Source organism: Pseudonocardia benzenivorans CB1190 (assembly GCF_000196675.2).
In the GTDB taxonomy this organism is placed as follows: Bacteria; Actinomycetota; Actinomycetes; order Mycobacteriales; family Pseudonocardiaceae; genus Pseudonocardia; species Pseudonocardia benzenivorans.
Map to the genome: position 1 here is coordinate 1,567,792 of NC_015312.1, position 23,661 is coordinate 1,591,452.

Annotated in this window: 29 protein-coding genes; 19 read left to right on the forward strand and 10 right to left on the reverse strand. The window is 73.2% G+C overall.

What is annotated here, in order from left to right; translation table 11 throughout:
* Nucleotides 1–2 precede the first annotated feature (2 nt).
* The 5 genes from PSED_RS07595 (at nt 3) to PSED_RS07615 (ending at nt 4,909) form a co-directional block, all read left to right on the forward strand.
* Entirely contained in the window at nt 3–143 is a 141-nt protein-coding gene (locus PSED_RS07595) for a hypothetical protein (RefSeq protein WP_158511300.1), read from the forward strand.
* Nucleotides 144–152: 9 nt separating this feature from the next.
* A complete protein-coding gene (locus tag PSED_RS07600; protein WP_013673668.1) occupies nt 153–962 on the forward strand; it encodes a PIG-L family deacetylase in 810 nt (269 codons plus the stop codon).
* A 200-nt stretch (nt 963–1,162) separates the two neighbouring features.
* The gene (gene ctaD, locus PSED_RS07605; protein ID WP_013673669.1) at nt 1,163–2,917 is read left to right on the forward strand and encodes an aa3-type cytochrome oxidase subunit I; all 1,755 of its coding nucleotides are present in this window, start codon (nt 1,163–1,165) and stop codon (nt 2,915–2,917) included.
* Between the two features lie 31 nt (nt 2,918–2,948).
* Nucleotides 2,949–4,211, forward strand: a complete 1,263-nt coding sequence (gene serB / locus PSED_RS07610; RefSeq protein ID WP_013673670.1) for a phosphoserine phosphatase SerB — start codon at nt 2,949–2,951, stop codon at nt 4,209–4,211.
* Nucleotides 4,208–4,909 (forward strand): hypothetical protein, encoded by a 702-nt coding sequence (locus PSED_RS07615; RefSeq protein ID WP_013673671.1) that lies wholly within the window; start codon nt 4,208–4,210, stop codon nt 4,907–4,909. Before serB ends, PSED_RS07615 begins: the two co-directional genes overlap by 4 nt.
* A 15-nt stretch (nt 4,910–4,924) precedes the next feature.
* Here PSED_RS07615 and PSED_RS07620 read toward each other — a convergent pair whose 3' ends face one another.
* From PSED_RS07620 to nthB, 3 genes are read right to left on the reverse strand one after another with little or no spacing between them, the layout of a single operon-like run.
* Nucleotides 4,925–5,269 (reverse strand): nitrile hydratase accessory protein, encoded by a 345-nt coding sequence (locus PSED_RS07620; RefSeq protein ID WP_013673672.1) that lies wholly within the window; start codon nt 5,267–5,269, stop codon nt 4,925–4,927.
* Nucleotides 5,269–5,901: a nitrile hydratase subunit alpha gene (nthA, locus tag PSED_RS07625; RefSeq protein WP_013673673.1), complete on the reverse strand. Its 633-nt coding sequence runs from the start codon at nt 5,899–5,901 to the stop codon at nt 5,269–5,271. The genes PSED_RS07620 and nthA overlap by 1 nt, the downstream gene beginning before the upstream one ends.
* The gene (gene nthB / locus PSED_RS07630; protein ID WP_013673674.1) at nt 5,898–6,653 is read right to left on the reverse strand and encodes a nitrile hydratase subunit beta; all 756 of its coding nucleotides are present in this window, start codon (nt 6,651–6,653) and stop codon (nt 5,898–5,900) included. Before nthB ends, nthA begins: the two co-directional genes overlap by 4 nt.
* 207 nt (nt 6,654–6,860) lie before the next feature.
* On the opposite strand from nthB, the gene PSED_RS07635 reads away from it, so the two are divergent.
* Nucleotides 6,861–7,802, forward strand: coding sequence for a GlxA family transcriptional regulator (locus PSED_RS07635; RefSeq protein ID WP_013673675.1), 942 nt, complete (start codon nt 6,861–6,863; stop codon nt 7,800–7,802).
* A gap of 162 nt (nt 7,803–7,964) precedes the next feature.
* On the opposite strand, the gene PSED_RS07640 is transcribed toward PSED_RS07635, so the two are convergent.
* Entirely contained in the window at nt 7,965–9,989 is a 2,025-nt protein-coding gene (locus tag PSED_RS07640) for an ATP-dependent DNA helicase (RefSeq protein ID WP_041760665.1), read from the reverse strand.
* Between the two features lie 206 nt (nt 9,990–10,195).
* Here PSED_RS07640 and PSED_RS07645 point away from each other — a divergent pair, with 206 nt between their 5' ends.
* Nucleotides 10,196–11,083 (forward strand): acyl-CoA thioesterase, encoded by an 888-nt coding sequence (locus PSED_RS07645; protein ID WP_013673677.1) that lies wholly within the window; start codon nt 10,196–10,198, stop codon nt 11,081–11,083.
* Nucleotides 11,084–11,181: 98 nt separating this feature from the next.
* Here the strand turns inward: PSED_RS07645 and PSED_RS07650 are convergent, their stop codons facing one another.
* Both PSED_RS07650 and PSED_RS07655 read right to left on the reverse strand, forming a co-directional pair.
* Nucleotides 11,182–11,730: an isochorismatase family protein gene (locus tag PSED_RS07650; RefSeq protein WP_013673678.1), complete on the reverse strand. Its 549-nt coding sequence runs from the start codon at nt 11,728–11,730 to the stop codon at nt 11,182–11,184.
* Nucleotide 11,731: 1 nt separating this feature from the next.
* Nucleotides 11,732–13,039, reverse strand: coding sequence for a nicotinate phosphoribosyltransferase (locus tag PSED_RS07655; protein ID WP_013673679.1), 1,308 nt, complete (start codon nt 13,037–13,039; stop codon nt 11,732–11,734).
* A 56-nt stretch (nt 13,040–13,095) separates the two neighbouring features.
* Between PSED_RS07655 and clpS the strand changes: the two genes are divergently transcribed.
* Both clpS and PSED_RS07665 read left to right on the forward strand, forming a co-directional pair.
* Nucleotides 13,096–13,392 (forward strand): ATP-dependent Clp protease adapter ClpS, encoded by a 297-nt coding sequence (gene clpS, locus PSED_RS07660; protein ID WP_013673680.1) that lies wholly within the window; start codon nt 13,096–13,098, stop codon nt 13,390–13,392.
* A gap of 13 nt (nt 13,393–13,405) precedes the next feature.
* Nucleotides 13,406–13,963: a DUF2017 domain-containing protein gene (locus tag PSED_RS07665; RefSeq protein WP_013673681.1), complete on the forward strand. Its 558-nt coding sequence runs from the start codon at nt 13,406–13,408 to the stop codon at nt 13,961–13,963.
* Here the strand turns inward: PSED_RS07665 and PSED_RS07670 are convergent.
* On the reverse strand, nt 13,960–14,241 hold the full coding sequence (locus PSED_RS07670; RefSeq protein WP_233899345.1) for an Rdx family protein: 282 nt from the start codon (nt 14,239–14,241) through the stop codon (nt 13,960–13,962). The two genes, PSED_RS07665 and PSED_RS07670, sit on opposite strands and share 4 nt — an antisense overlap.
* Nucleotides 14,242–14,345: 104 nt before the next feature.
* Here PSED_RS07670 and PSED_RS07675 point away from each other — a divergent pair, with 104 nt between their 5' ends.
* The 5 genes from PSED_RS07675 to murI all read left to right on the forward strand — a co-directional run bounded on the left by PSED_RS07675 (nt 14,346) and on the right by murI (nt 17,827).
* Nucleotides 14,346–14,825: a M67 family metallopeptidase gene (locus PSED_RS07675; RefSeq protein ID WP_041759392.1), complete on the forward strand. Its 480-nt coding sequence runs from the start codon at nt 14,346–14,348 to the stop codon at nt 14,823–14,825.
* 68 nt (nt 14,826–14,893) lie between these two features.
* Entirely contained in the window at nt 14,894–15,169 is a 276-nt protein-coding gene (locus PSED_RS07680) for a MoaD/ThiS family protein (protein WP_013673684.1), read from the forward strand.
* Nucleotides 15,170–15,275: 106 nt separating this feature from the next.
* Complete coding sequence (locus PSED_RS07685) at nt 15,276–16,226, forward strand: PLP-dependent cysteine synthase family protein (protein ID WP_013673685.1); 951 nt, start codon at nt 15,276–15,278, stop codon at nt 16,224–16,226.
* Between the two features lie 117 nt (nt 16,227–16,343).
* The gene (locus PSED_RS07690) at nt 16,344–17,003 is read left to right on the forward strand and encodes a rhomboid family intramembrane serine protease (RefSeq protein ID WP_083845113.1); all 660 of its coding nucleotides are present in this window, start codon (nt 16,344–16,346) and stop codon (nt 17,001–17,003) included.
* Nucleotides 17,000–17,827: a glutamate racemase gene (murI, locus tag PSED_RS07695; protein ID WP_013673687.1), complete on the forward strand. Its 828-nt coding sequence runs from the start codon at nt 17,000–17,002 to the stop codon at nt 17,825–17,827. Before PSED_RS07690 ends, murI begins: the two co-directional genes overlap by 4 nt.
* A 24-nt stretch (nt 17,828–17,851) precedes the next feature.
* Here murI and PSED_RS07700 read toward each other — a convergent pair whose 3' ends face one another.
* Entirely contained in the window at nt 17,852–18,736 is an 885-nt protein-coding gene (locus PSED_RS07700) for an IS5 family transposase (RefSeq protein WP_013673184.1), read from the reverse strand.
* Between the two features lie 455 nt (nt 18,737–19,191).
* Here PSED_RS07700 and PSED_RS07705 point away from each other — a divergent pair, with 455 nt between their 5' ends.
* The 3 genes from PSED_RS07705 to PSED_RS07715 all read left to right on the forward strand — a co-directional run bounded on the left by PSED_RS07705 (nt 19,192) and on the right by PSED_RS07715 (nt 20,845).
* On the forward strand, nt 19,192–19,560 hold the full coding sequence (locus PSED_RS07705; RefSeq protein WP_013673688.1) for a hypothetical protein: 369 nt from the start codon (nt 19,192–19,194) through the stop codon (nt 19,558–19,560).
* 112 nt (nt 19,561–19,672) lie between these two features.
* Entirely contained in the window at nt 19,673–20,032 is a 360-nt protein-coding gene (locus PSED_RS07710; RefSeq protein ID WP_013673689.1) for a hypothetical protein, read from the forward strand.
* 24 nt (nt 20,033–20,056) lie between these two features.
* On the forward strand, nt 20,057–20,845 hold the full coding sequence (locus PSED_RS07715) for an MBL fold metallo-hydrolase (protein ID WP_013673690.1): 789 nt from the start codon (nt 20,057–20,059) through the stop codon (nt 20,843–20,845).
* Nucleotides 20,846–20,995: 150 nt separating this feature from the next.
* Here PSED_RS07715 and PSED_RS07720 read toward each other — a convergent pair whose 3' ends face one another.
* The gene (locus PSED_RS07720) at nt 20,996–21,592 is read right to left on the reverse strand and encodes a DUF2231 domain-containing protein (protein WP_013673691.1); all 597 of its coding nucleotides are present in this window, start codon (nt 21,590–21,592) and stop codon (nt 20,996–20,998) included.
* A gap of 70 nt (nt 21,593–21,662) precedes the next feature.
* On the opposite strand from PSED_RS07720, the gene rph reads away from it, so the two are divergent.
* Entirely contained in the window at nt 21,663–22,418 is a 756-nt protein-coding gene (gene rph / locus PSED_RS07725) for a ribonuclease PH (protein WP_013673692.1), read from the forward strand.
* The gene (gene rdgB, locus PSED_RS07730; RefSeq protein WP_013673693.1) at nt 22,415–23,029 is read left to right on the forward strand and encodes an RdgB/HAM1 family non-canonical purine NTP pyrophosphatase; all 615 of its coding nucleotides are present in this window, start codon (nt 22,415–22,417) and stop codon (nt 23,027–23,029) included. Before rph ends, rdgB begins: the two co-directional genes overlap by 4 nt.
* Nucleotides 23,030–23,190: 161 nt before the next feature.
* Here rdgB and PSED_RS07735 read toward each other — a convergent pair whose 3' ends face one another.
* Complete coding sequence (locus tag PSED_RS07735; protein WP_013673694.1) at nt 23,191–23,595, reverse strand: carboxymuconolactone decarboxylase family protein; 405 nt, start codon at nt 23,593–23,595, stop codon at nt 23,191–23,193.
* Nucleotides 23,596–23,661 lie beyond the last annotated feature (66 nt).

The window sequence follows — 23,661 nt, forward strand, 5'->3', positions numbered from 1 at the left end:
CCGTGCCCGACGACGCCGCGTTCGTCGAGGCGACCGAGCCGTTCCGGCGTGAGCTGCTCGCGCACCGCTACCGAGGCGCGGGTGACCGTCGGGAAGCCGGCGCTGCTGCTGCCGTGATCCTTCCCCGGCGCGTGCCCGGATAGGGTCACGTCGTGGGAACGATCGTGAGCTTCCATGCCCATCCCGACGACGAGTCGATCGGGTCGGCCGGCACCCTCGCCCGGGCGGCGGCCGAGGGGCACCGCGTCGTGCTCGTGTTCGCCACGCGCGGCGAGCTCGGTGAGCCCGTGCCGGGCGTGCTGGCCGACGGCGAACAGCTGGCCGTGCGCCGGTCCGCCGAGTGCTTCGAGTCGGCGAAGGTGATCGGCGCGTCGCGGGTGGAGTTCCTCGGCTACGTCGACTCCGGGATGATGGGCGAGCCCTCCAACGACGCGCCCTACTGCTTCTGGCAGGCCAAGGTGGAGCACGCCGCGAAGCGCCTCGCGCTGATCCTCGACGAGGAGGAGCCCGACGTCCTCACCGTCTACGACGACAACGGCGGCTACGGCCACCCCGACCACATCCAGGTGCACCGCGTGGGCAGGCGGGCGGCCGAGCTCGCGGCGGTGCCGGTCGTCGTGCAGGGGACGATCAATCGCGACTGGATGGTCCGGGGGATGACGGGGCTGGCCAAGGAGGGCGGGCTGCCCGACGGGTGGGAGCCGCCGAACCTGGACGACGCCACGTTCGGCAAGCCCGAGTCCGAGATCACCCACCGGGTCGACGCCGTCGACTACGTCGCGCAGAAGCGGGCGTCGATGCGCGCGCACGCGAGCCAGATGGGTCCCGACCACTTCATGCTCGCGATGCCCGAGCCCATGTTCGCGATGGGGATGGGCACGGAGTTCTACATCGTCGACCCGGTACCGAGCCCTGCCGCCGCTCCCGACGTCTTCCTGGACCTCTTCGCCCCGCTGCGCTGACGGGCCCGGGCGGCCACCGTCGACGGACCGAAGTGTGACGCGACGGGTCCGGCCCCCCGGTGGTCGTTCTACCCCCCGTAGAGCAGAATGAGCCCGCGACGCGGTCGGGTCGTGCCGGTCCCCGAACCCGGCGACCGGACGGCCCTTCCGCGCGATATAGAGTCCGGCCTGCCCACCACAGGCCAGTGCAGGAGGCACCAGTGACAGCCGTCGCGCCCAAGCCGATCACGACGCGCCCGTACCCGGCGCGCCGCTCGGCCAAGGGATCCACGCTGCTCAAGATGATGCGGACGACGGACCCCAAGGACATCGCGATCCTGTACCTGGTCACATCGTTCGGCTTCTTCCTGGCCGGCGGTGCGATGGCGCTGCTGATGCGCGCCGAGCTGGCCCGTCCCGGGCTGCAGTTCCTCTCGCCCGAGCAGTACAACCAGCTGTTCACGATGCACGGCACGATCATGCTGCTGCTGTACGCGACGCCGATCCTGTTCGGCTTCGCCAACTACATCGTGCCGCTGCAGATCGGGGCCCCCGACGTCGCGTTCCCGCGGCTGAACGCCTTCTCCTACTGGCTGTTCCTGTTCGGCGGCCTCACGGCGATGGCAGGCTTCCTCACGCCGGGTGGCGCGGCCGACTTCGGGTGGTTCGCCTACTCGCCGCTGTCGGACGCCGTGCACTCGCCCGGCGCGGGCGCCGACCTGTGGATCATGGGTCTGGCGGTCGCCGGTCTCGGGACGATCCTCGGTGGCGTCAACTTCATCACGACGATCGTCTGCCTGCGCGCGCCCGGTATGACGATGTTCCGGATGCCGATCTTCACGTGGAACATCTTCGTGACGGCCATCCTGATCCTCATCGCGTTCCCGGTGCTCACCGCCGCGCTGCTCGGCCTGGCCGCCGACCGGCACCTCGGGGCGCACGTGTTCGACCCGGCCAACGGCGGGGCGATCCTGTGGCAGCACATGTTCTGGTTCTTCGGCCATCCCGAGGTCTACATCGTCGCGCTGCCGTTCTTCGGGATCGTCTCGGAGATCTTCCCGGTGTTCAGCCGCAAGCCGGTGTTCGGCTACAAGGGCCTGATCTACGCGACGATCTCCATCGCGGCCCTGTCGGTCGCGGTGTGGGCGCACCACATGTACGCCACCGGCGCGGTGCTGCTGGCGTTCTTCTCCTTCACGACGTTCCTCATCGCGATCCCGACGGGTGTCAAGTTCGTCAACTGGATCGGCACGATGTGGAAGGGCAAGCTGACGTTCGAGACGCCGATGTTGTTCTCCGTCGGCTTCCTGGCGACGTTCCTGTTCGGTGGTCTGACGGGCATCCTGCTGGCCTCGCCGCCGCTGGACTTCCACGTGTCCGACAGCTACTTCGTGGTGGCGCACTTCCACTACGTGCTGTTCGGGACGATCGTGTTCGCCACCTATGCCGGGATCTACTTCTGGTTCCCGAAGATGACCGGCCGGATGATGGACGAGACGCTGGGCAAGGTCCATTTCTGGTTGACGTTCTTCGGGTTCCACACGACGTTCCTGGTGCAGCACTGGCTGGGCAACGAGGGCATGCCGCGCCGCTACGCGGACTATCTGCCGACCGACGGGTTCACCACGCTGAACACGGTCTCCTCGATCGGCGCGTTCGTCCTGGGGGCCTCGACGCTGCCGTTCATCTGGAACGTGTTCCGTTCCTACCGGTACGGGCGTGTGGTGACCGTCGACGACCCGTGGGGTTTCGGGAACTCGCTGGAGTGGGCCACGTCGTGCCCGCCGCCGCGGCACAACTTCACCGAGCTGCCGCGGATCCGGTCCGAGCGGCCGGCGTTCGAGCTGCACTATCCGCACCTGGTCGAGCAGTTCCGACGCGAGGCGCACGCGGGCGGTCATGCGTCGCCGTACGAGATGGCGGCATCGGCGACGGGTCAGGAAGTGATGTCGGGCGACGACCCGAAGGACCGTTGACCCCGCCCAGTTCGTCGCCGACCCCGGGGCAGTGCCGGTGAACGACTCGACCGGTACCCGCGAGCTGGACACGGTGCTCGTCACCGTGTCCGGCCCGGACCGCCCCGGGGTCAGCTCCGTCCTCTTCGCGGCGCTGACCGCGCACGGGGTCGACCTGATCGACATCGAGCAGGTCGTCGTGCGCGGCAGGCTCACCCTCGCCGCACTGGTCGCCGCGCACCGCGACCCCGAGGGGTTGCAGGAGTCGGTCGAGCAGGCGATGGACAGCATCGGCATGGAGGTGCAGACGTCGCTGCACCACGGCGACGACCCCAACCCGAGGCCCACCTCCACGCACGTCGTCGTCGTGCTCGGGCGGCCGATCACCGCACGCGCGTTCGGCGCGGTCGCCCAGGAGCTGGCCGCGGTCGGTGCCAACATCGACTCCATCCGCCGGGTCGCCGACTACCCGGTGACCGGCCTGGAGCTGCACGTCTCGCCCGACCCCGACGGTCGCACCGACTACCCGCACGGGACGCTGCGCGCCCGTCTCGTCGAGGTCGCCCGCTCCGCAGGTGTCGACGTGGCCGTCGAGCGCGCGGGGCTGGCCCGCCGGGGGAAGCGGCTCATCGTCTTCGACGTCGACTCCACCCTGATCCAGGGCGAGGTCATCGAGATGCTCGCCGCCCGTGCCGGCAGCCAGGCCGAGGCCGAGGTCCGCCGGGTCACAGAGGAGGCGATGCGCGGCGAGCTCGACTTCGCCGAGTCGCTGCGCCGGCGAGTCGCGGTGCTGAAGGGGCTGCCCGCGAGCGTCCTCGACGACGTGGCCGCCGAGGTCGAGCTCACCCCCGGCGCCCGCACGACGGTCCGCACCCTCAAGCGGCTCGGCTTCCGCACCGGCGTCGTCTCCGGCGGGTTCACGCAGGTCGTCGCGGGCATCGTCGACGAGCTGGGCCTCGACTTCTGCGCCGCCAACGAGCTCGAGGTCGTCGACGGGACACTCACCGGCCGCGTCGTCGGCGAGATCGTCGACCGCGAGGGCAAGGCCGTCGCGCTCCGCCGGTTCGCCGAGTCGTTCGGGGTTCCGCTGGCCCAGACCGTCGCGGTGGGCGACGGCGCCAACGACATCGACATGCTGTCGAGCGCCGGGCTCGGCATCGCGTTCAACGCCAAGCCCGCGCTGCGCGAGGTCGCCGACACCGCACTGTCGCAGCCGTATCTCGACGTCGTGCTGTTCGTCCTGGGGATCACGCGCGACGAGGTCGAGCGCGCCGACGCGGCCGAGGGTGTGCTGCGCCGCGTCCCGATCGCGTGAGCGCCAGCGTCCTCGACGCCGTCGTACGCCGGTACGTCGGCGCCCGCGAGATCGCCCCGGAGGCCGACGGGGTCGTCCGGGCCATGCCGGTCGTGCTGCGCATCGAGCGCGAGCTGCCCGGGCGCACCGCGCTGCTGGAGGCGGCGGCCCGCGCCGCGCTCGCGGTGTGCGTGGACCCGCGTGCGCAGCCGGACGGGGAGTGGCACGACCAGGTCCTCACCTGGGTCGACGGCCGCATCCGCAAGATCGCCCGGCGCGCCCGCGGCGCGCACTGGGCCGCGGCACAGGACCTCCCGGGGATCACGGTCGCCGTCGACGGCGCCGAGGCCCGCGCGTTGCTGCCCGGCCCGGTCGACGACGTCCCGAAGGCGGTGTCGCGCCTGCAGATCGGCGGCACCGACCTCCCCGTCGACGAGCCCGGCCCCCCGCCCGCCGGGGCGCCCGTGATCTGGCTGAACCCGACCGTCGCGATGACCGTCGGCAAGGCGGCGGCACAGGTGGGGCACGCGTCGATGATCGACGCGGCGGTCCGCGGCCTCGTCGACGTGCCCGCCTACGCCGTGCGCGTCCCCGGCCGCGAGCGGTGGGCCGCGCTGCAGGGCGACGTCGAGGCCGGTGCCGCCGTCGCCGTCCGCGACGCGGGGTTCACCGAGGTCGACCCCGGCACGGTGACCTGCGTGGTCACCGCGTCCGGCTGACCGACGGTCCGCGGCTCACCGGGCGTGCGTGACCCCGCCCTCGCGGTCCTCGGGCATCACGTATCCCGGTTCCAGCAGGCCCCGGTCGTCGACCAGCCCGCTCAGCGCCGCGACCCAGTGCTCGTAGTACTCCCAGCGGCCCTCGGCGTCCGACGGTGCGTCCTGCCAGGCTCCGATGGCGCCGATCAGGCGCTGCTGGAACTCCTCCCACGGGTAGTGGCCGAACTCCGACAGCGCCACGGCCAGCCCGAACGCCCGCCGCTGCCACGGGGCGTCGAAGTCGGGCCGGCCCACGTCGCCGACGCAGGACGGGTGGAACCCGGCCTCGGGGTCGAAGTCGTCGTCATGGTCCCCGGACATCAGCGGGTCCCGGCCCCTGGCGCCGCCGCCAGCGCGACGCCCATCATCGCTTCGGTGGTGACCAGCTCGGCCAGCTCGTCCTCGGTCATCCCGTCGGTACCGGCCGGCCGCTGGGGGACGACGAACCACCGCGAATGGCCGCTGGAGTCCCAGACCCGGACCTCGGTGTCGTCGTCGAGCGGGACGCCGAGCTCGGTGAGCACGACCCGGGGCTCCCGTGCGGCGCGGGCCCGGAACACCGGGTCCTTGTACCAGTAGGGCGGCAGCCCGAGCACCGGCCACGGGAAGCACGAGCACAGCGTGCAGATGACGACGTTGTGCACGCCCGGCTCGTTGCGGACCGCGGCGAGGTGCTCGCCCTCGGCGCCCGCCATCCCGACCGGCAGGTCGAGCTCGGAGACGGCCTTCGGGGTGTCGGCGACGAGCCGGTCGGAGAAGGCCGGGTCGACCCAGGCCCTGGCGACGATCCTGCGCCCGTTGAGCGGGGTCATCTCCGACTCGAAGTAGCCGAGCACCTTGTCGACGGTCTGCCCGGAGATGACGCCCTTCTCGATCAGCAGCGCCTCCAACGCGCGCACCTGCGCGGCGCTCGCGGCCTCGCGGTCGTCGGGATAGGAGAACCGCTCGGTCATCGCCGTGCCTCCGGGCCGGGGGTGAGATAGGACTGGTATAGCTCGGCGTAGAGCGGACCGGCGTGCGCCTCGGCGCTCGCACCCCACAGCTCGTGCGGGTCGAACCGGACGACGTAGACGGGGACGGGGTCGCCGAGCCCGTCCTCCCCGGTGGAGTGGAAGTACGCGTAGTTGCCCTCGAAGACGCGCTCCACCGTGCCGCGGCGTCCACGCAGGTAGCCGGGGAGTCGGGTGTGGTCGGCGGCGGGCGGGTCGGCGACGACGACGGTGTCGCCCACGGCGAAGTCCGGGGTCGCGGGGCCGCGCCGGGGCGAGTCGCCCTCGCGCAGGTACCGCTGCACCTGGGCGTCGATCGCCGGCTCCGCGCGGCCGGGCAGCGGGGCGTCCGGGTCGGCCCGGTAACGCGCGGTCGCGGCGGCGAACTCGTCGCGGTCGACGTAGCCCTGCTCGACGAGGAACGCGGAGATGCCGCCGAGCCACTTCTCGTAGTAGCGGAGCCGGAAGTAGTCGAACGGGTCCATCGCCTCCGCGCCGGTGCGCAGGTCCGCCCACGTCCAGGTGCTGTCGAACGTCGTCGGCACGGAGTCGATGTCGTAGCCGGGCAGGGCGTCGCGCAGCGACGCGCTCAGCCCCATCATCGCGGTGTGGATCCCGAAGATCCGTTTCTCCCAGTCCTCGACGAAGACCCGTCGCTCGAAGTCGATCGGCCCTTCGAGGCCCTCGAGCCCGCCCAGGTGGTGCTGCAGCTTCACGATGCCCCCGTCTCGATGCGGCGGTTCGGGACGCTACCGGCGGCGGCGCGGCGCGATGGGCCAGAAAGCGATCACATCCGGCCATCCGGCCGCGTTGTCGCCGGGCCCGGATACGCCCGGATGCCGATCCGGCTCCGCCTTGCCGCGAACCGCCCGGATCACCGAGCCCGTCGGCGGCGATCCGTCGGACACCCTTAGGCTCCGGCGGTGCCTGCCGCGCCCCGACCCGCACGGCGGCCGACGCTGCCCGTCGCCGTGCTGGTGGTCGACGGCGTCCGGCTCCTCGACGTCACCGGCCCGCTGGAGGTCTTCGACGTCGCCACGACCCTCGGCGCGCCCTACGAGGTGGTCGTCTGCTCTCCCGACGGCGCCGACGTGCGCGCGTCGAGCGGACTGCGCATCGGCGTCGACCACGCGGTGGCCGACGTCGGTGCCGTCGACACCCTCGTCGTGCCCGGCGGTGAGTTCCTGGTCTCCGCGGCCCCGCCCCCGGCGCTGCTCGACGGCGTGCGCGCGCTGGCCACCGGTGCCCGCCGGGTCACGTCGGTCTGCGCCGGGTCGTTCGCGCTCGCCGCGGCAGGGCTGCTCGACGGGCGCCGGGCCACCACGCACTGGCGGCACACCGCGACGTTCGCCCGCCGCTACCCGGCCGTCGAGGTCGACGAGGAGTCGATCTACGTCCGGGACGGGGCCCTGCTGACCTCGGCGGGCGTCACCGCGGGGATCGACTTGGCGCTGGCGCTCGTCGAGGAGGACGCCGGCGACGACGTGGCCCACGCCGTCGCCCGCGACCTGGTCGTGTTCATGCGCCGGTTCGGCGAGCAGCCGCAGCTCTCGGTGCCCTCGCGGACCCTGCGGCCCCGCCGCCGTCCGCTCGCGGCGCTGTGCGACGAGATCGCCGCCGACCCGGCCGCCGACCACAGCGTGCCGGCGCTGGCCGCCCGGGCGGGGCTGAGCGTGCGGCACCTCAGCCGCACGTTCCGGGCGCAGATCGGCTGCAGCCCGGCCGAGTACGTCGCCGAGGTCCGCCTGGAGGCCGCCGTCGCCCTGCTCCGCTGCGGCGAGACCGTCGCGGCCGCAGCCCGCCGCGCCGGCCTGGGCAGCGAGCAGACGCTGCGCCGCCGGCTGCGGACCCGCACGGGTGACTGATCCGGCTCTCGCGCCGGGTCCGGTAGCACCGCTGCCCCCCTGCACCGCCGGCGAGACGCCCACTCGCGTGCGGGCAGCCGCGAGGTTGCGGCCGGCCGTTCCGGCGCGACCTGGCTGCTGTCGCCGGGCGCCCGCACAGCAGTGAGGTTGCGGCCGGGTTCGTCAGGCGTCGCGCAGGCGGGTGAGCGCGGCGCGGACCTTCTCCGGATCGTGCGTCTGCCAGAACGGCGGCAGCGAGGCCCGCAGGAAGCCGCCGTAACGGGCGGTCGCGATGCGGGAGTCGAGGATCGCGACGACCCCGCGGTCGTCCATCCCGCGCAGCAGCCGACCCGCACCCTGGGCCAGCAGCAGCGCGGCGTGGGTGGCCGAGACCGTCAGGAAGCCGTTGCCGCCGCGGGCGTCGGTGGCGCGCTGCCGGGCGCCGACGAGGGGGTCGTCGGGCCGGGGGAACGGGATCCGGTCGATGATCACGCACGACAGCGACGGTCCCGGCACATCGACGCCCTGCCACAGCGACAGCGTGCCGAACAGCGAGGTCTCGTCGTCCTCGGCGAACCGCTTGACCAGCAGCATCGTCGAGTCGTCGCCCTGGCACAGGAGGGGGGTGGACAGTCTGCCCCGCAACGCCTCGGTGGCCTGCTTGGCCGCGCGCATCGACGAGAACAGGCCCAGCGTGCGCCCGCCGGCCGCCTCGACGAGCCCGGCGATCTCGTCGAGGTAGGCGGGCGGCAGCCCGTCGCGCCCGGGCGGGGGCAGGTGCCGAGCGGTGTAGAGGATGCCGCTGCGCGCATGGACGAACGGCGACCCGACGTCGAGCCCCGACCAGCGTGGCGCGTCGGGGTCCGGGACCGGATCGCCCGCCGTGGCGGCGACCGCGGCCGCGGGCGGGAGCCCCCACTGCCGGGCCAGCGCGTCGAAGGAGCCGCCGAGGGTCAGCGTCGCGGAGGTCAGGATCGTGGTGGACCGGCCGAAGAGCCTGTCGCGCAGCAGCCCGCCCACCCACAGCGGGGCGGCCCGCAGCACCCGGGTGCGCGCGCCCTCGGGCCCCTGCTCACCCAGCCACACGACGTCGCGCCGCACGGCCGGGTCGTCCTCGGCGAACGCCCCGAGGACCCGGACGGCGACGTCGAGCACCTCGTCGACCAGCGCGAGCGCGACCTTGCGACCCGCGGCGCCCTCCGGGTCCTCCCGGCGCTCGCCGCCGAGGCCCTGCTTGCACGCGGCGGCGGCGTCGCGGATCACCGAGAGGATGCCGGAGACGCCCTTGGGGAGCTCGTCCCAGCGCCCCGGCTGCAGGTCCTCCAGGACCAGCGCGAGGCCCTCGCCTGCCTCGGCCAGCCGGTCGGCGGTCTTCTGGTCGACGAGCTTGCCGCAGCGCCGCGCGGCCGCCGCGACCGTGGCGGGGGTGAGCTCGGCCGTCGCGGCCCCGGTGACGCGGTCGACCAGCTCGTGCGCCTCGTCGACGACGACGACGTCGTGCTCGGGTAGCACCTGCGCCTCGCCCATGGCGTCGATCGCGAGCAGGGCGTGGTTGGTGACGACGACGTCGGCCCGGCCGGCCTCGGCGCGCGCCTTCTCGGCGAAGCAGTCGTCGCCGACGGGGCAGCGGGCGGCGCCCAGGCACTCGCGCGCCGACACCGAGACCTGCCGCCACGCCGAGTCCGGCACTCCGGGGACGACCTCGTCGCGGTCGCCGGTCTCGGTGTCGGACGCCCACTCGTGCAGGCGCTTGACGTTGCGCCCCATGGCCGAGACGGCGAACGGGTCGAACAGCTGCTCCTCGACGTCGTCGAGCATCGACTCGTCGCCGTGCAGCTTGTTGAGGCACAGGTAGTTGCGCCTGCCCTTGAGGATCGCGAAGGTCGGCGTGCGCCCGAGCAGCGGCGTGAGGGCCTTCGCCAGCCGTGGCAGGTCGCGGTCGACGAGCTGGCGCTGCAGGGCGATCGTCGCCGTCGACACCACGACGGTGGAGTCCGCGGCGACGGCGTGCCGGATGGCGGGCACGAGGTAGCCCAGCGACTTGCCGGTACCGGTGCCCGCCTGCACGGCGAGGTGCTCGTGGTCGGCGATCGCCTTGCGCACCGCCTGCGCCATCGCGTCCTGCCCCTCGCGACGGGCCCCGCCGAGCGACTCGACCGCCGCCTCGAGGAGCTCGGCGACGCCGGGGAGGTCACGGGTCGACGGCAGCGCAGCGGGCACCCGGGGAGGCTACCCGGCGCACCCGACGGTCCCGAGCCGCGCGGGCGAGGTGTTCACCATCGCAGTGACGGGCCTATCTCCGGGCCGACCGGGTATACACGGAACCGTCCGGCACCGATCGTGATCCGCTTCCGCGGGTCGGGGGCGCCGGAATCCCGCACCGCCGCGGGACGCACGAGAAGAGACCGCCGACGATGATTCCTGCCTTCGCACCGCCGCGACAGGAGCCGTCGCTGTACCCGGTCCTGTTCGACCGCACGCCGCGCTACCACGAGCTCGAGCCGTGCGGCGCCGTCGCCCGCACCTCGGTGCTGCGCTGGTTCGAGCAGGCCCGCCGGGCCGTCGAGCGCCGCGCGTTCGGTGAGCAGCGGCCGTTCGTCCGGCCGCCGCTGGCGGCCGAGCGCGTCGAGGTGCTCGGCCCGCTGCCCTCGCACGGTGACTACCAGGTCGGCGTGGGGGTCAGCGCGATCAACGGGTCGTCGTTCTCCTGCACGTACGGACTGTTCGTCGCGGGGGAGTGCGTCGCGCTCGGCGACTCGGTCAGCGTCCACTCCCGCGACGGGATGCCCGCCGAGCTGCCGCCCGACGTCCGCGACCGGCTCGCCGCGATGGACAGCACCCGGATCCCGGTGCGGGTCGTCGACCGCGACCCGGCCCGGCTGGTCCGCGACGCCTACCCGTTCGGCGTCGACGTCCGGGCCCGGTTCGGCGACCTCGACCCGGGACGCACCGTCGGCAACGTCGCGCTCGCCGGCTGGTACCTCGACGTCCTCGCCGAACTGCACGTCGACGTGCTCGGTCACGAGCTGCACGGGCCGGTCGGCTGCACGGTCGACGGCCTGGCACCGCGGTCGCTCTCGGTCGACCACCTCACCGACGTCGCCTACCCGGGGAGCTACCGGGTCGGCGTCGCCGTCGTGTGCCTCGACGACACGTCGGTGCACTACGCCTGCGGGCTGTTCGACGGCGCGCACTGCCTCGGGCTGGCCGAGGCGATCGGCGCCCGCACCGTCGCGGCGACCCGCGAGCGCGCGGCGATCGACCTGGGCCCGCGGTTCGAGGCGCTGCGGCTGCGGCCCTGACCTTCGTCGGCCCTGACCTTCGACGGCCCTGACCTTCGACGGCCCCGCCTGCGGTCAGGCCCCGGCCCCCGGCGCCGACCCCGGTCGGCCCCGACTGGTCAGCGGAGTGCGACGCCCGCCCGCCGCAGCTGCTCCAGCGCCGCCCTCGTCGTCTCCGGCGCGACGCCCGCGCAGTGTTCGAGCAGCACCGTGGTCGCGAAACCGGCGGTGACGGCGTCGAGCGCGGTGGCGCGCACGCAGTGGTCGGTCGCGAGCCCGACGACGTGCACGTCGTCGACGCCCCGGCCGCGCAGCCAGTCGGTGAGCCCCGCTCCGCGGGGCTCGCTGCCCTCGAACCCGGAGTACGCCGCGGCGTAGGAGCCCTTGTCGAACACCGCCTCGATCGGCGCCACGTCGAGAGCCGGGTGGAACGCCGCCCCCGGGGTGTCGGCGCGGCAGTGCACCGGCCACGTGTCGACGAAGTCGGGCGTCTCGCTGAAGTGCGCTCCCGGGTCGATGTGGTGGTCACGGGTGGCGACGACGTGGTCGTAGCCCGTCTCGCGCATGTGGGTCGAGATGCCCGCGGCCACCGCCGCCCCGCCCGCGACGGCGAGCGACCCTCCCTCGCAGAAGTCGTTCTGCACGTCGACGACGATCAGCGCGCGCACCTCAGGCACCGCCGCCCGCGGCCGGGAACACCGTCGGGATCGCGGGTTCGCCGCGCGAGAGCTTGAGGCCCTCCCACGGCACCGAGACGAGCGCGGCCCGCAGCCGTTCGCGGCTCTGCTCCAGCGGCTCCAGGTCGGGCACGGGCTCGCCGCCGCGCATCAGCGGTACCGGGACGACGCGGTCGTGCGGGCCGAGGACCGGCGGGCGCCCGTAGGGGTGCACGATCTCCTCGACCGCGGTGCCCGTCGGCTTGTGCGTGCGGACCGCGGACTTGCGGCCACCCTTGGACTCTTTCGACGCGCTGCGCTTCGCCACGGCCCGCCCGTCGACCTCGACCAGCTTGTAGACGAGCCCCGCCGTGGGCGCGCCCGAGCCCGTCACCACCGAGGTGCCGACGCCGTAGGAGTCCACCGGCTCGGCGCGCAGCGACGCGATCGCGTACTCGTCGAGGTCGCCGGACAGGACGATGCGCGTCCCGGTGGCGCCCAGCCGGTCGAGCTGCTCGCGGGCCTGCTGGGCCATCACACCCAGGTCGCCGGAGTCGATGCGGATCGAGTCCAGCCCCGGGCCGGCCGCGGTGATGGCGTTCTCGATGCCCTGCCGGATGTCGTAGGTGTCGACGAGCAGCGTCGTCTTCACCCCGAGCGAGGCGACCTGGCTGCGGAAGGCTGAGAGCTCGTCGTCGTGCAGCAGGACGAACGCGTGCGCCGCGGTCCCCGCCGTCGGGATGCCGTAGCGGCGCCCCGCCTCGAGGTTCGACGTCGCCGCGAACCCGGCCAGGTAGGTCGCCCGCGCGGCCGCGACGGCGCTCTCCTCGTGGGTGCGCCGCCCGCCCATCTCGATGATCGGCCTGCCGGCCGCCGCGGTGACCATGCGCGCCGCCGCCGAGGCCACGGCGCAGTCGTGGTTGAGGATCGACAGCGCGAGCGTCTCGAGCATGACGACGTCGGCGAACGTGCCGGTCACCGAGAGGATCGGCGAGCCGGGGAAGTACAGCTCGCCCTCCGGGTAGCCGTCGACGTCGCCGCGGAACCGGTAGTCCGCCAGCCAGTCGAGGGCCGCCGCGTCGACGACGCCCACGAGGGTCTCGAGTTCCGCGTCGCCGAACCGGAACGCGGCCAGCGCGTCGACCAGGCGCTGCGTGCCCGCGACGACGCCGTAGCGGCGGCCGTCGGGCAACCGGCGCGCGAACACCTCGAACGCGCACTGCCTGCCGGCCGTGCCGTCGGCCAGGGCGGCCGCGACCATGGTCAGCTCGTACCGGTCGGTGAACAGGGCCGTACTGACCGACCCCGGATGCCCGTTCATGGAACGGGAGCCTATGTGGCCTGCGCGTCAGGGTGCACGGATGACACCATGTGGGCATGCCCGCGCCGCTACCCGTCCCCACCCGCCAGGTGGAAGAGGTCACCGACGAGGCAGGCACCGCCGACACGCCGTGGCAGGCCATCGTCTGGAACGACCCGGTCAACCTGATGTCCTACGTCACCTATGTCCTGCAGAAGCTGTTCGGCTACCCGGAGCCGAAGGCCACCGCCCTGATGCTCGACGTGCACCACAAGGGCAAGGCGGCCGTCTCGTCCGGCGACAAGGACAAGATCGAGATCGACGTCGCCAAGCTGCACGCCGCGGGCCTCTGGGCCACCATGCAGCGCGCATGAGAGAGCAGGGCACGTGAACGGCTGGAGACGGTCGGGCCGCGGCGCCAAGGCGCGCCTGGTCGCGACGTTGGAGCAGCAGGAGGTCGTCGTCCTGCGCGGGCTGGTGGGCGAGGTCCGCGAGATGCTCGCGGCCCGCTCGGCCGACGCCCCGGCCGACGAGCTGGCCGAGCTCACCGGCATCCGCACCGGCTCGTCCACCCCGCCGGAGGACCGGGTGCTCGCCCGGCTGCTGCCGGAGTTCTCGCGCGACGACCCGGCGCTCGCCGGCGCCCTGCGCTCGCTGCACGAGCCGGCGCTGATCGAGGCGAAGGACGGCGCCGCGGTCACCGTGCTGGAGTCGCTCCCCGACGGCGGGGGCCGCGTCGAGCTCACCCCCGAGCAGGCCGACGCCTGGCTCACCGCGCTCAACGACGTCCGGCTCGCGCTGGGCACCGCGCTCGACATCCAGGAGGACATGCCCGAGGAGCTGCCGCCCGACGACCCGCGCGCCGCGCACCTGGGCGTCTACCACTGGCTGACGTTCGTCCAGGACGCGCTGGTGCAGTCGCGGATGCAGCTGCTCCAGCGCTAGCTCTTCCTGTCGGAGTGCCCGAGATCGCGATCGGGCGCCACGCGGTCGCGGACCAGCTGCTTGAGCACCGGCAGCTCGGGGAACCCGCCCTGCTCGCGGCGGTCCCACAGCATCTCGTCGTCCAGCCTGACGGTGAACACCCCGCCCGTGCCCGGGACGAGGGCGACCTCGCCGAGGTCGGCGGGGAACGTCGTCAACAGCTCCTGGGCGGTCCAGCCGGCGCGCAGCAGCCATCGGCACTGGGTGCAGTAGGTGATCTCCAGGCGGGGCGCGGGCACCCGCAGATCATGCCAGCCGAGCATGCCCTTCCCACTATTCGGGAAATGTGAGCGGCGACCGAGTCGTTCGCCGTGGCCCGGCCCGGCAACGTACCCTTGGGATCGTGCTGGTGATCCGGAGAGACCTGGTGGACGAGATCGTCGCCCACGCCCGTCGGGACCATCCCGACGAGGCCTGCGGCGTCATCGCCGGTCCCGAGGGCTCCGATCGCCCCGAGCGGTTCATCCCGATGCTCAACGCGGCGCGCTCGCCCACGTTCTACGAGTTCGACTCGGGCGACCTGCTGCGCCTCTACCGGGACATGGACGCCCGCGACGAGGTGCCGGTCGTGATCTACCACTCGCACACCGCGACGGAGGCCTACCCGTCGCGCACCGACATCTCCTATGCCTCCGAGCCGTTCGCGCACTACGTGCTGGTGTCCACGCGCTCGCAGAACGACGAGGCGAGCGGGCCCGGGGACGAGGCGGAGTTCCGGTCCTACCGGATCGTCGACGGCGTGGTCACCGAGGAACAGGTCGAGGTCGTGGAGACTTATATGTTCGCGCACACCGGCGCGGACGACGTCCCCGACAACGCCTGAGCTGCCGCGTCCGCGGCCGTCCGACCACCCGAGTCCGATCCCAGTACGACCGACCAGGAGCACACCGAATGGCCACCGTTTCCATCCCCACCATCCTGCGCACCCACACGGGCGGCGAGAAGGCCGTCGAGGCCACCGGTGGCACCGTCGGCGAGGTGATCGAGGACCTCGAGTCGCGGCACAGCGGCCTGAAGAACCGCCTGATCACCGACGGCGCCCTGCACCGGTTCGTCAACATCTACGTCGACGACGAGGACGTCCGCTTCGCCGGTGGCCTCGACGCCCCGGTCAAGGACACCTCCACCGTCACGATCCTGCCCGCCGTCGCCGGCGGGATGCGCTGACGCAGGCCCGCGTGGGCGGTGTGCGCACGGGGTAGTCCCGTCGTACGCCGCCCCGGCCGGCCGACGTCGTGTCGATCTCGGCGGCTCGCCGCCCCAGGGAGAAGCCATGGCCCGCTACGACTCGCTGCTCGACGCGGTCGGCGACACACCCCTCGTGGGGCTGCCGCACCTCTCACCCGCACCCGGTGTGCGGCTGTGGGCGAAGCTCGAGGACCGCAACCCCACCGGCTCCATCAAGGACCGCCCCGCGCTGGCGATGGTCGAGCGCGCCGAGGCCGACGGCCTGCTCACGCCGGGCTGCACCGTCCTGGAGCCGACGTCGGGCAACACCGGCATCTCGCTGGCCATGGCCTGCAAGCTCAAGGGTTACAAGCTGATCTGCGTCATGCCGGAGAACACCTCGGTGGAGCGCCGCCAGCTGCTGCAGATGTACGGCGCGGAGATCATCTCCTCGCCGGCCGCGGGCGGGTCGAACCAGGCCGTCGCGATGGCCAAGGAGCTCGCCGCCCAGAACCCCGACTGGGTCATGCTCTACCAGTACGGCAACCCGGCCAACGCCGACGCGCACTACCGGACGACCGGCCCGGAGATCCTGCGCGACCTGCCCACCGTGACGCACTTCGTCGCCGGCCTGGGTACCACCGGCACCCTCGTCGGAACCGGCCGCTACCTGCGCGAGCACAAGCCCGACGTGCAGATCGTCGCCGCCGAGCCGCGCTACGGCGAGCTCGTCTACGGCCTGCGCAACCTCGACGAGGGCTTCGTGCCCGAGCTCTACGACGCCGAGGTGCTCACCTCCCGCTACTCCGTCGGCTCGCACGACGCGCTGCGGCGCACCCGCGAGCTCGTCGAGAAGGAGGGCATCTTCGCCGGCATCTCGACCGGCGGGATCCTGCACGCGGCCCTCGCCGTCGCCGAGAAGGCCGCGGGGGCGGGGGAGACCGCCGACATCGTGCTCGTCGTCGCCGACGCGGGCTGGAAGTACCTGTCGACGGGTGCCTACTCCGGAACGCTCGACGAGGCCGCCGACGGCATCGAGGGCCACCTCTGGGCCTGACCCCCGCGCGCGCCGATGGTCGCCATGGCGACCATCGCCGCTCACGACCTCCCGGCGCTCGCTGTGGGTGAGCTGAGTGGCGGCTGAGTGGGTGCCGACACGCGTACGCTTCGCGGTATGGACGCGACCGTGCCTCCGCTCGGCCCGACTCCCGCTTCTCCGGCGCCGCGCCGTTCGACGGCCCGCATCATCCCGGCCAGGCCGGTGCCCGCGGCGATCACGATGCTCGCGTTCACCGTCGTGCTCTACCTGATCGAGCTCGTCGACCAGCTGACCCCGCTGCACCTCGACGACGACGGCATCCACTCGCGCAGCGTCAGCGGCCTGACGGGGATCATCTGGGCGCCGCTGCTGCACGGCGGCTGGGCGCACCTGGCCGCCAACACGATCCCGTTCCTCGTGTTCGGGTTCCTCGTGATGGCGGGCGGGATCGGGCAGTTCGTCGCCGTGACCGCGTTGATCTGGGTGGTCAGCGGGCTGGGCGTCTGGCTGCTCGGGCCCTCGAACACGTCGACGATCGGGATGTCGGGCGTGATCTTCGGCTGGCTGGTGTTCTTGCTGGTCCGGGGGTTCTTCGCGCGCAGCCTCGCGCAGATTGCCGTCGCCGTCGTGCTGTTCGCGGTCTGGGGGAGCGTGCTGCTCGGCGTGATCCCGGGGCGACCGGAGATCTCGTGGCAGGCGCACCTGTTCGGCGCCCTCGCCGGGCTGCTCGCGGCGTTCCTGGTGGCGCGGGCGGACAGATCGGTCGGGACGCGGGCCACCGGGGTCGACGCGTGACCGATCCCGACCGCGACGCTCCCATCGGCATCTTCGACTCGGGCGTCGGGGGCCTCACCGTGGCCCGCGCCGTGATCGACCAGCTGCCCGCCGAGCGCATCGTCTACGTCGGCGACACCGAGCACGGCCCCTACGGTCCGCTGCGCATCCCCGAGATCCGGCGGCACGCGCTCGCGATCGGCGACGAACTGATCGAGCGCGGGGTCAAACTGCTGGTCATCGCATGCAACACCGCGTCGGCGGCCTGCCTGGCCGACGCCCGCGAGCGCTACCCGGTGCCCGTCGTCGAGGTCGTGCTGCCCGCGGTGCGCCGCGCCGTCGCCGCGACCCGCAACGGTCGCATCGGTGTCATCGGGACCTCGGCGACGATCACCTCGGGTGCCTACGCCGACGCCTTCTCCGCGGCCCGCGACGTCTCGGTCACCTCCGTGGCGTGCCCGCGGTTCGTCGACTTCGTCGAGCGGGGTGTGACGAGCGGGCGCCAGATCCTCGGCATCGCGCAGAGCTACCTCGAGCCGTTGCAGCGCGCCCGCGTGGACACCGTCGTGCTGGGCTGCACGCACTACCCGCTGCTGTCCGGGCTGCTGCAGATCGTGCTGGGGCCGGAGGTCACGCTCGTCTCCAGTGCCGACGAGACCGCGAAGGACGTCGTCCGCACGCTCATGGCCGCCGACCTGCTGCGCGACCCCGAGACCGACCCCCCGCCCGGCCCGCACGAGTTCCTCGCCACGGGCGACCCGGAGCCCTTCCGGCGCCTCGGCCGGCGGTTCCTGGGCCCGGAGATCGGGCCGGTCGTGGGGCGGGCGGGGTTGCAGCGCCTCTAAGAGAGTGTTGTAGAACCTCGGTGGTCAGTCTTTGAGGTCTTCTGCTAGTCGGCGGGCGGCTTCCTTCTCGATGTCGCTGCGGGGAGCGGGGAGTTCCTCACCGGCGAGGCGGGCGGCCATCAGCCGGATCATCGCGAACTTGATCATCGCCTCGGCGTGGGCAGTCTTGCGTTCGTAGTCCCGGGCCAACCGTCTACACCTCGTCAACCAGCCGAAGGTTCTCTCGACCACCCACCGGCGGGGCAGCACCTGGAACCCTTTCACGTCGGCGTTACGCGGCACCGCGACCACCTCCAGCCCCTCACTGCGCCGGGCCCAACCGACCAGGCCGGCGTCCACCGAGTTGACATAGCCGCCGTCGACCCACACCAACCCGAGCAGCGGGAACCGGGCCCGGGCACCGGACAGCATCAACCGGGCCCCGGCCCGGTCCTGCACCGACGCCGAGTGCACCACCACGTGCAGCACCAGGCCCAGGGTGTCGACCAGCAGGTGGCGCTTGCGGCCCCGGACGCGTTTACCGGCGTCGTAGCCGATCTGTTCACCGCCCTCGCTGGACCTCGCCGACTGGGAGTCCAGCACCGCCGCCGAGGGCTGCGGGTCACGCCCGTCGGCGATGCGGACCCGCTCACGCAGCACCTCGTGGACCCGGTCCCAGGTGCCGTCGCGGGTCCAGGCCCGAAACCACTGGTAGGCGATGCTCCACGGGGCCAGATCGTGCGGGACCAGCCGCCAAGCGCACCCGCTGACCAGCACATAAGAGATCGTGTCGATGATCAACCGGCGGGAGTGCACGTACGGGCGCCCGCCCAACACCGCCGCCGGGCGGGGCAGCAACGGCTCGATCAACACCCACTGGGCGTCGGTCACCGAGGAGTCATACGCCGGTTTGCAGGTACAGACACACACCCGACCGGATGATCAACAGGTCCGGGCGACTACTACGGCCGCCACGCCGAGTGATCACCAGGTTTCACAACACTCTCTAAGCCGTGCCGCGGGGGCGTCCCCATCGGCACGCGCCGCGGTCCGGCCCGGCCTCGTCCGGTCCGGGGCGGTCGGCCGTGTCCCGCACGGTCCGGCTGCGGTCGGGCGAAGTCCGGGCGTGGCCCGGCGCGGTCGGGGTCGCGTCCTGGGTTCGGCGTGGTCGGGGTCGCGTTCTGGGTTCGGCGTGGTCGGGGTCGCGTTCTGGGTCCGGCGCGGTCCGGGCCGAGCCACGGGTCGGTCGCGGTCCGGGTCGAGCCCCGGATCCGCGCGCAACCTCACTGCTGTCCCGCGGCCGCAGAGCAGCAGTGAGGTTGCGCGGAAGAGGGCGGCCAGGACCACGGCGCCGGGTGCGCGGGGGGCTCGGGTAGCGTCGCCGCGTGATCGGCGCGCTGGTGATCGTGGTGTACGTGGCGACGGGGCTGCTCGCCCTGTACGGCCTCGTCCGCACGGTGCAGGGCCGTCATCCCGGGCGTGACATGCGGATCGCCGTCGGCGTCGTCGAGGCGTTGCTCGTCGTCCAGGCGGCGATCGCGGCGTTCCGCGTTCTCGGTGGTGGCGTGACGTTGCCGGAGCAGGGCACGTTCCTGATCTATCTCGTCGTGTCGGTCTGCGTGCTCCCGATCGGGCTGCAGTTCGCCGTCACCGAGCCGACGACGCGGTGGGGCGGCGCGGTCGTCAGCGTCGCGGCGATCGGCACCGGCGTCGCCGTGTGGCGGCTCGCCGAGCTGTGGGCCGCACATGTCTGAGTCGTCGGGATCGCCGTCGTCGGGCTCGGCGTCGTCGGGCTCGGGGTCGTCGGGCTCGGGGTCGTCCGGGTCCGGCCACGGGCCCCGGCCCACGTCCAGCGGGCCCGGGCGGGTGCTGATCGCCGTCTACGCGATCTTCGCCCTGTCCGCGACCGCCCGCGCCGGCGTCCAGATCGCGACGAACTTCTCCGAGGCACCCCTCGCCTACCTGCTCTCGGCGTTCGCGGGCGTGGTCTACATCCTCGCGACGATCGGCCTCGCGGGCACCGGCCCCGGCAGGCGCAGGCTCGCGTGGGTGGCCGTCGGGATCGAGCTCGTCGGCGTCCTCGCGGTCGGCACCCTCACCGCGCTCGACACCGCCGACTTCCCCGACGACACCGTGTGGTCGCTCTACGGCCGCGGGTACGGCTTCGTGCCGCTCGTGCTGCCGTTGATCGGCCTGTGGTGGCTGCGCCGCACGCGCGGACGTTAGCGGCGGCCGTTAGCGTCTGCGGCCATGCGGCTCACCGTCCTCGGCTGTTCGGGCAGCGGACCCGGCCCCGACTCGCCCGCCTCCGGCTACCTCGTCGACGCCGGCGGCACCCGCGTCGTCGTCGACCTCGGGAACGGCACCGTCGGTGCGCTGCAGCGGCACCTGGACCCGTGGGAGCTCGACGCCGTCGTCCTCTCGCACCTGCACCCCGACCACTGTGCGGACGCCTCCGCGCTGGTCGTGCACCGTCGCTACCACCCGTTCCCGCCGTTCGACGCCACCGCCCGCCCGCTGCCGGTGTACGCGCCCGCGGAGGCGCCCGAGCGGCTCGGCGCCGCCTATGCGCCGTCGGCCGCCGAGCGAGCCGAGACCGACCTGACCGACGTCTGCGCGTTCCATCCCCTGACCGACGGCGCCACCGCGACGATCGGGACCGACGTCCTGCTCCGCGCGGGCGCGGTCGACCACCCCTGCGAGGCCTACGCGATCCGGCTGGAGCACGGTGGGCGGACGCTGGTCTACAGCGGCGACACGGGGCCGAGCGCCGGGCTCGTCGAGACGGCCCGCGGCGCCGACGTCCTGCTCTGCGAGGCGACGTGGCCGCACGTGACGCAGTGGTGGGACGAGCCGCCGCCCGGGGTGCACCTGTCCGGGAGGCAGGCGGGGGAGCACGCCGCGGCCGCCGGGGTCGGGCGGCTCCTGCTCACCCACGTCCCGGTGTGGTTCGACGGCGAGGCCCTGCTCGCCGAGGCCGGCGAGGTGTTCGACGGTCCGGTCGAGCTCGTGCGGCCGGACGCGACGTACGAGATCTGACTCGCACCTTCTCGCTCTCGGGTGATCGTCGGTTGCAGGACGTGCGGCGCACCCGGGTGCTGTGGGCCTGTTCTCGGCGTGATCGCCGGTTCCGGGACATCGGCGCACCCGGATGCGCTCTCGTCCCCCTTTCGGCGATCAGCGGCGGGATCAGCCGCCGACGCCCTGCCAGACGGACTGGGCCCCCGCGTCGCCGATCCAGACGACGAGCGCGGCGACCGCGATTCCCGCGAGCGCGGCGAGGAGGCCGGCGGTCGTCGCGACGCGACGCAGGGTCACCGCCCGGATCGCTGCCCGCGTCGCCGTCTGTGTCGTCGCCCGCGTCGTCGCCCGGGTCGTCGCGGGTGCCGTCGCTCCGGTGCGGGGCCCGACGCCGCCCGCGGCGATCGGCTCGATCTCGGCGACGGCCGCCGCGGCCCGGTCGGCCATCCGACCGACGACGACGCTGACCAGCACGAGCAGCCCGAACAGGACCGCCCAGGGCAGCAGGTTGTCCGCGCGCTCCTCGTGGACCTCGACGAGCGGGCTGCCGCCGCCGAGGGCCTCGCGGAGCTGGTCGCCGGTGCGCGTCGCGATCGGCACGGCGAGCACGCCGACGATCGTCACGAGCGCGAGCGGGATGCCGAGGGAGCGACGCAGCGACGGGCGCAGCGCGACGACGACCGCGCCGATCGCCGCGAGGGGGAGCAGCACGACGGCGGCGTGCACGACGAGCGGATGGGCGGGGATTCCGCCGACCGTAAGCATTTGAACATTCAAGCAGGGTGCGTGTGAGGTGTACGTGTGCGGCCGTTCGGCCCCTGCCTAAGCTGTCGCGGTGACGCGAGCAGACGGCAGGGCCGACGACGAACTGCGCCCCGTGCGCATCACCCGCGGCTTCCAGAAGCATCCGGCGGGCTCCGTGCTCGTCGAGTTCGGCGACACCAAGGTGCTGTGCGCGGCGAGCGTGACCGACGGCGTCCCGCGCTGGCGCAAGGGCAGCGGCCTGGGCTGGCTGACGGCCGAGTACGCGATGCTCCCGTCGGCCACCAACACCCGCAGCGACCGGGAGTCCGTCCGCGGCCGGATCGGCGGCCGCACGCACGAGATCAGCCGCCTCATCGGCCGGTCCCTGCGTGCCTGCATCGACCTCAAGGCGTTGGGTGAGAACACGATCGCGCTCGACTGCGACGTCATCCAGGCCGACGGCGGCACCCGCACGGCGGCGATCACCGGGGCCTACGTGGCACTCGCCGACGCGGTCACCTGGCTCGCCGCCCACAACCGGCTCGCCGACCCGAAGCCGATCTCCTGCCAGGTGGCCGCGGTGAGCGTCGGGGTCGTCGACGGACGCGTCCGGCTCGACCTGCCCTACGAGGAGGACTCGCGGGCGGAGGTCGACACCAACGTCGTCGCCACCGACACCGGCACGCTCATCGAGGTGCAGGGCACCGCGGAGGGCGCGACGTTCTCCCGCCGCACCCTCGACGCGATGCTCGACTCCGCGCTCGCCGGCATCGCCACCCTCGCGACGCTGCAGGCCGAAGCGCTGGCCGCCCCCTACCCGGGCACCCTGCCGGGGGTCACGGCGTGACCGCACTGCTCGTCGCCACCCGCAACACCGCCAAGCTCTCCGAGCTCCGCCGCCTGCTCGACGCCTCCGACCTCGGCGGCATCGCCCTCTGGGGGCTGCGCGACGTCGAGGAGTTCCCCGAGGCCCCCGAGACCGGTGCGACGTTCCAGGAGAACGCGCTGGCCAAGGCCCGCGACGCGGCCGCTGCCACCGGGATGCCTGCCGTCGCCGACGACTCGGGCCTGGCCGTCGACGCCCTCAACGGCATGCCGGGGGTGTTCTCGGCCCGCTGGTCGGGCCGCCACGGCGACGACGAGGCCAACCTCGATCTCGTGCTCGGCCAGATCCACGACGTGCCCGACGAGCGCCGTGGCGCCGCACTCGTGTGTGCGGCGGCGCTCGTGGTCCCGGGGGGCGACGAGACCGTCGTGGTGGGGGAGTGGCGTGGGCGGCTCGTCCGGGAGCGGCGGGGCACCAACGGCTTCGGCTACGACCCGATCTTCGTCCCCGACGGCGAGCAGCGGACCTCCGCCGAGCTCGCTCCCGAGGAGAAGGACGCCGCCTCGCACCGCGGCATCGCCATGCGGGCGCTGCTCCCGCACCTGCGCTCCCTGACGGCCGCCGCCCGCTGAGCGGCCGCGCCCGGGTCGCGCACGGGAGTCCGCCACTGCCCTGGGCGCTGCCGCACGCCCCCACACCGGGCGCAACCTCACCGTCGACCCGATGGCTCGGAGCAGCAGTGGGGTTGCGCTCGGGTGCGTCGGCCGCGCTCGTCGTAGGTGGGGCGCTCGGCTCAGTCCCGGGGGTCGTCCTCGGCGAGGACGCGGCGCGCGACGGCGAAGGCCGAGTTCGCGGCCGGGACGCCGGAGTAGATCGCGCACTGCAGCAGGACCTCGACGATCTCCTCGCGGCTCAACCCGTTGCGCAGCGCGCCGCGCAGGTGCAGCTCCAGCTCGCCGAGATGGCCGTGCGCGACGAGCGACGTCAGGGTGATCGCGCTGCGCATGCGGCGGTCGAGGCCGGGACGCGTCCAGATCCCGCCCCACGCATAGCGGGTGATCATCTCCTGGAACGCGGCGGTGGTGTCGTCGGCGCGGGCCAGCGCCGCATCGACGTGCGCGGGCCCGAGCACCTCGCGGCGCACCGCGAGGCCGTCGGGGTCGAGGTCGAGAGGGATCGCGTGGTCGGGGGTCGTCACACACGGACGCTAACGCCGCGACCCCCGGCATGCCCCACAACGTTCCCGGATGGCGGAAGCGGAACC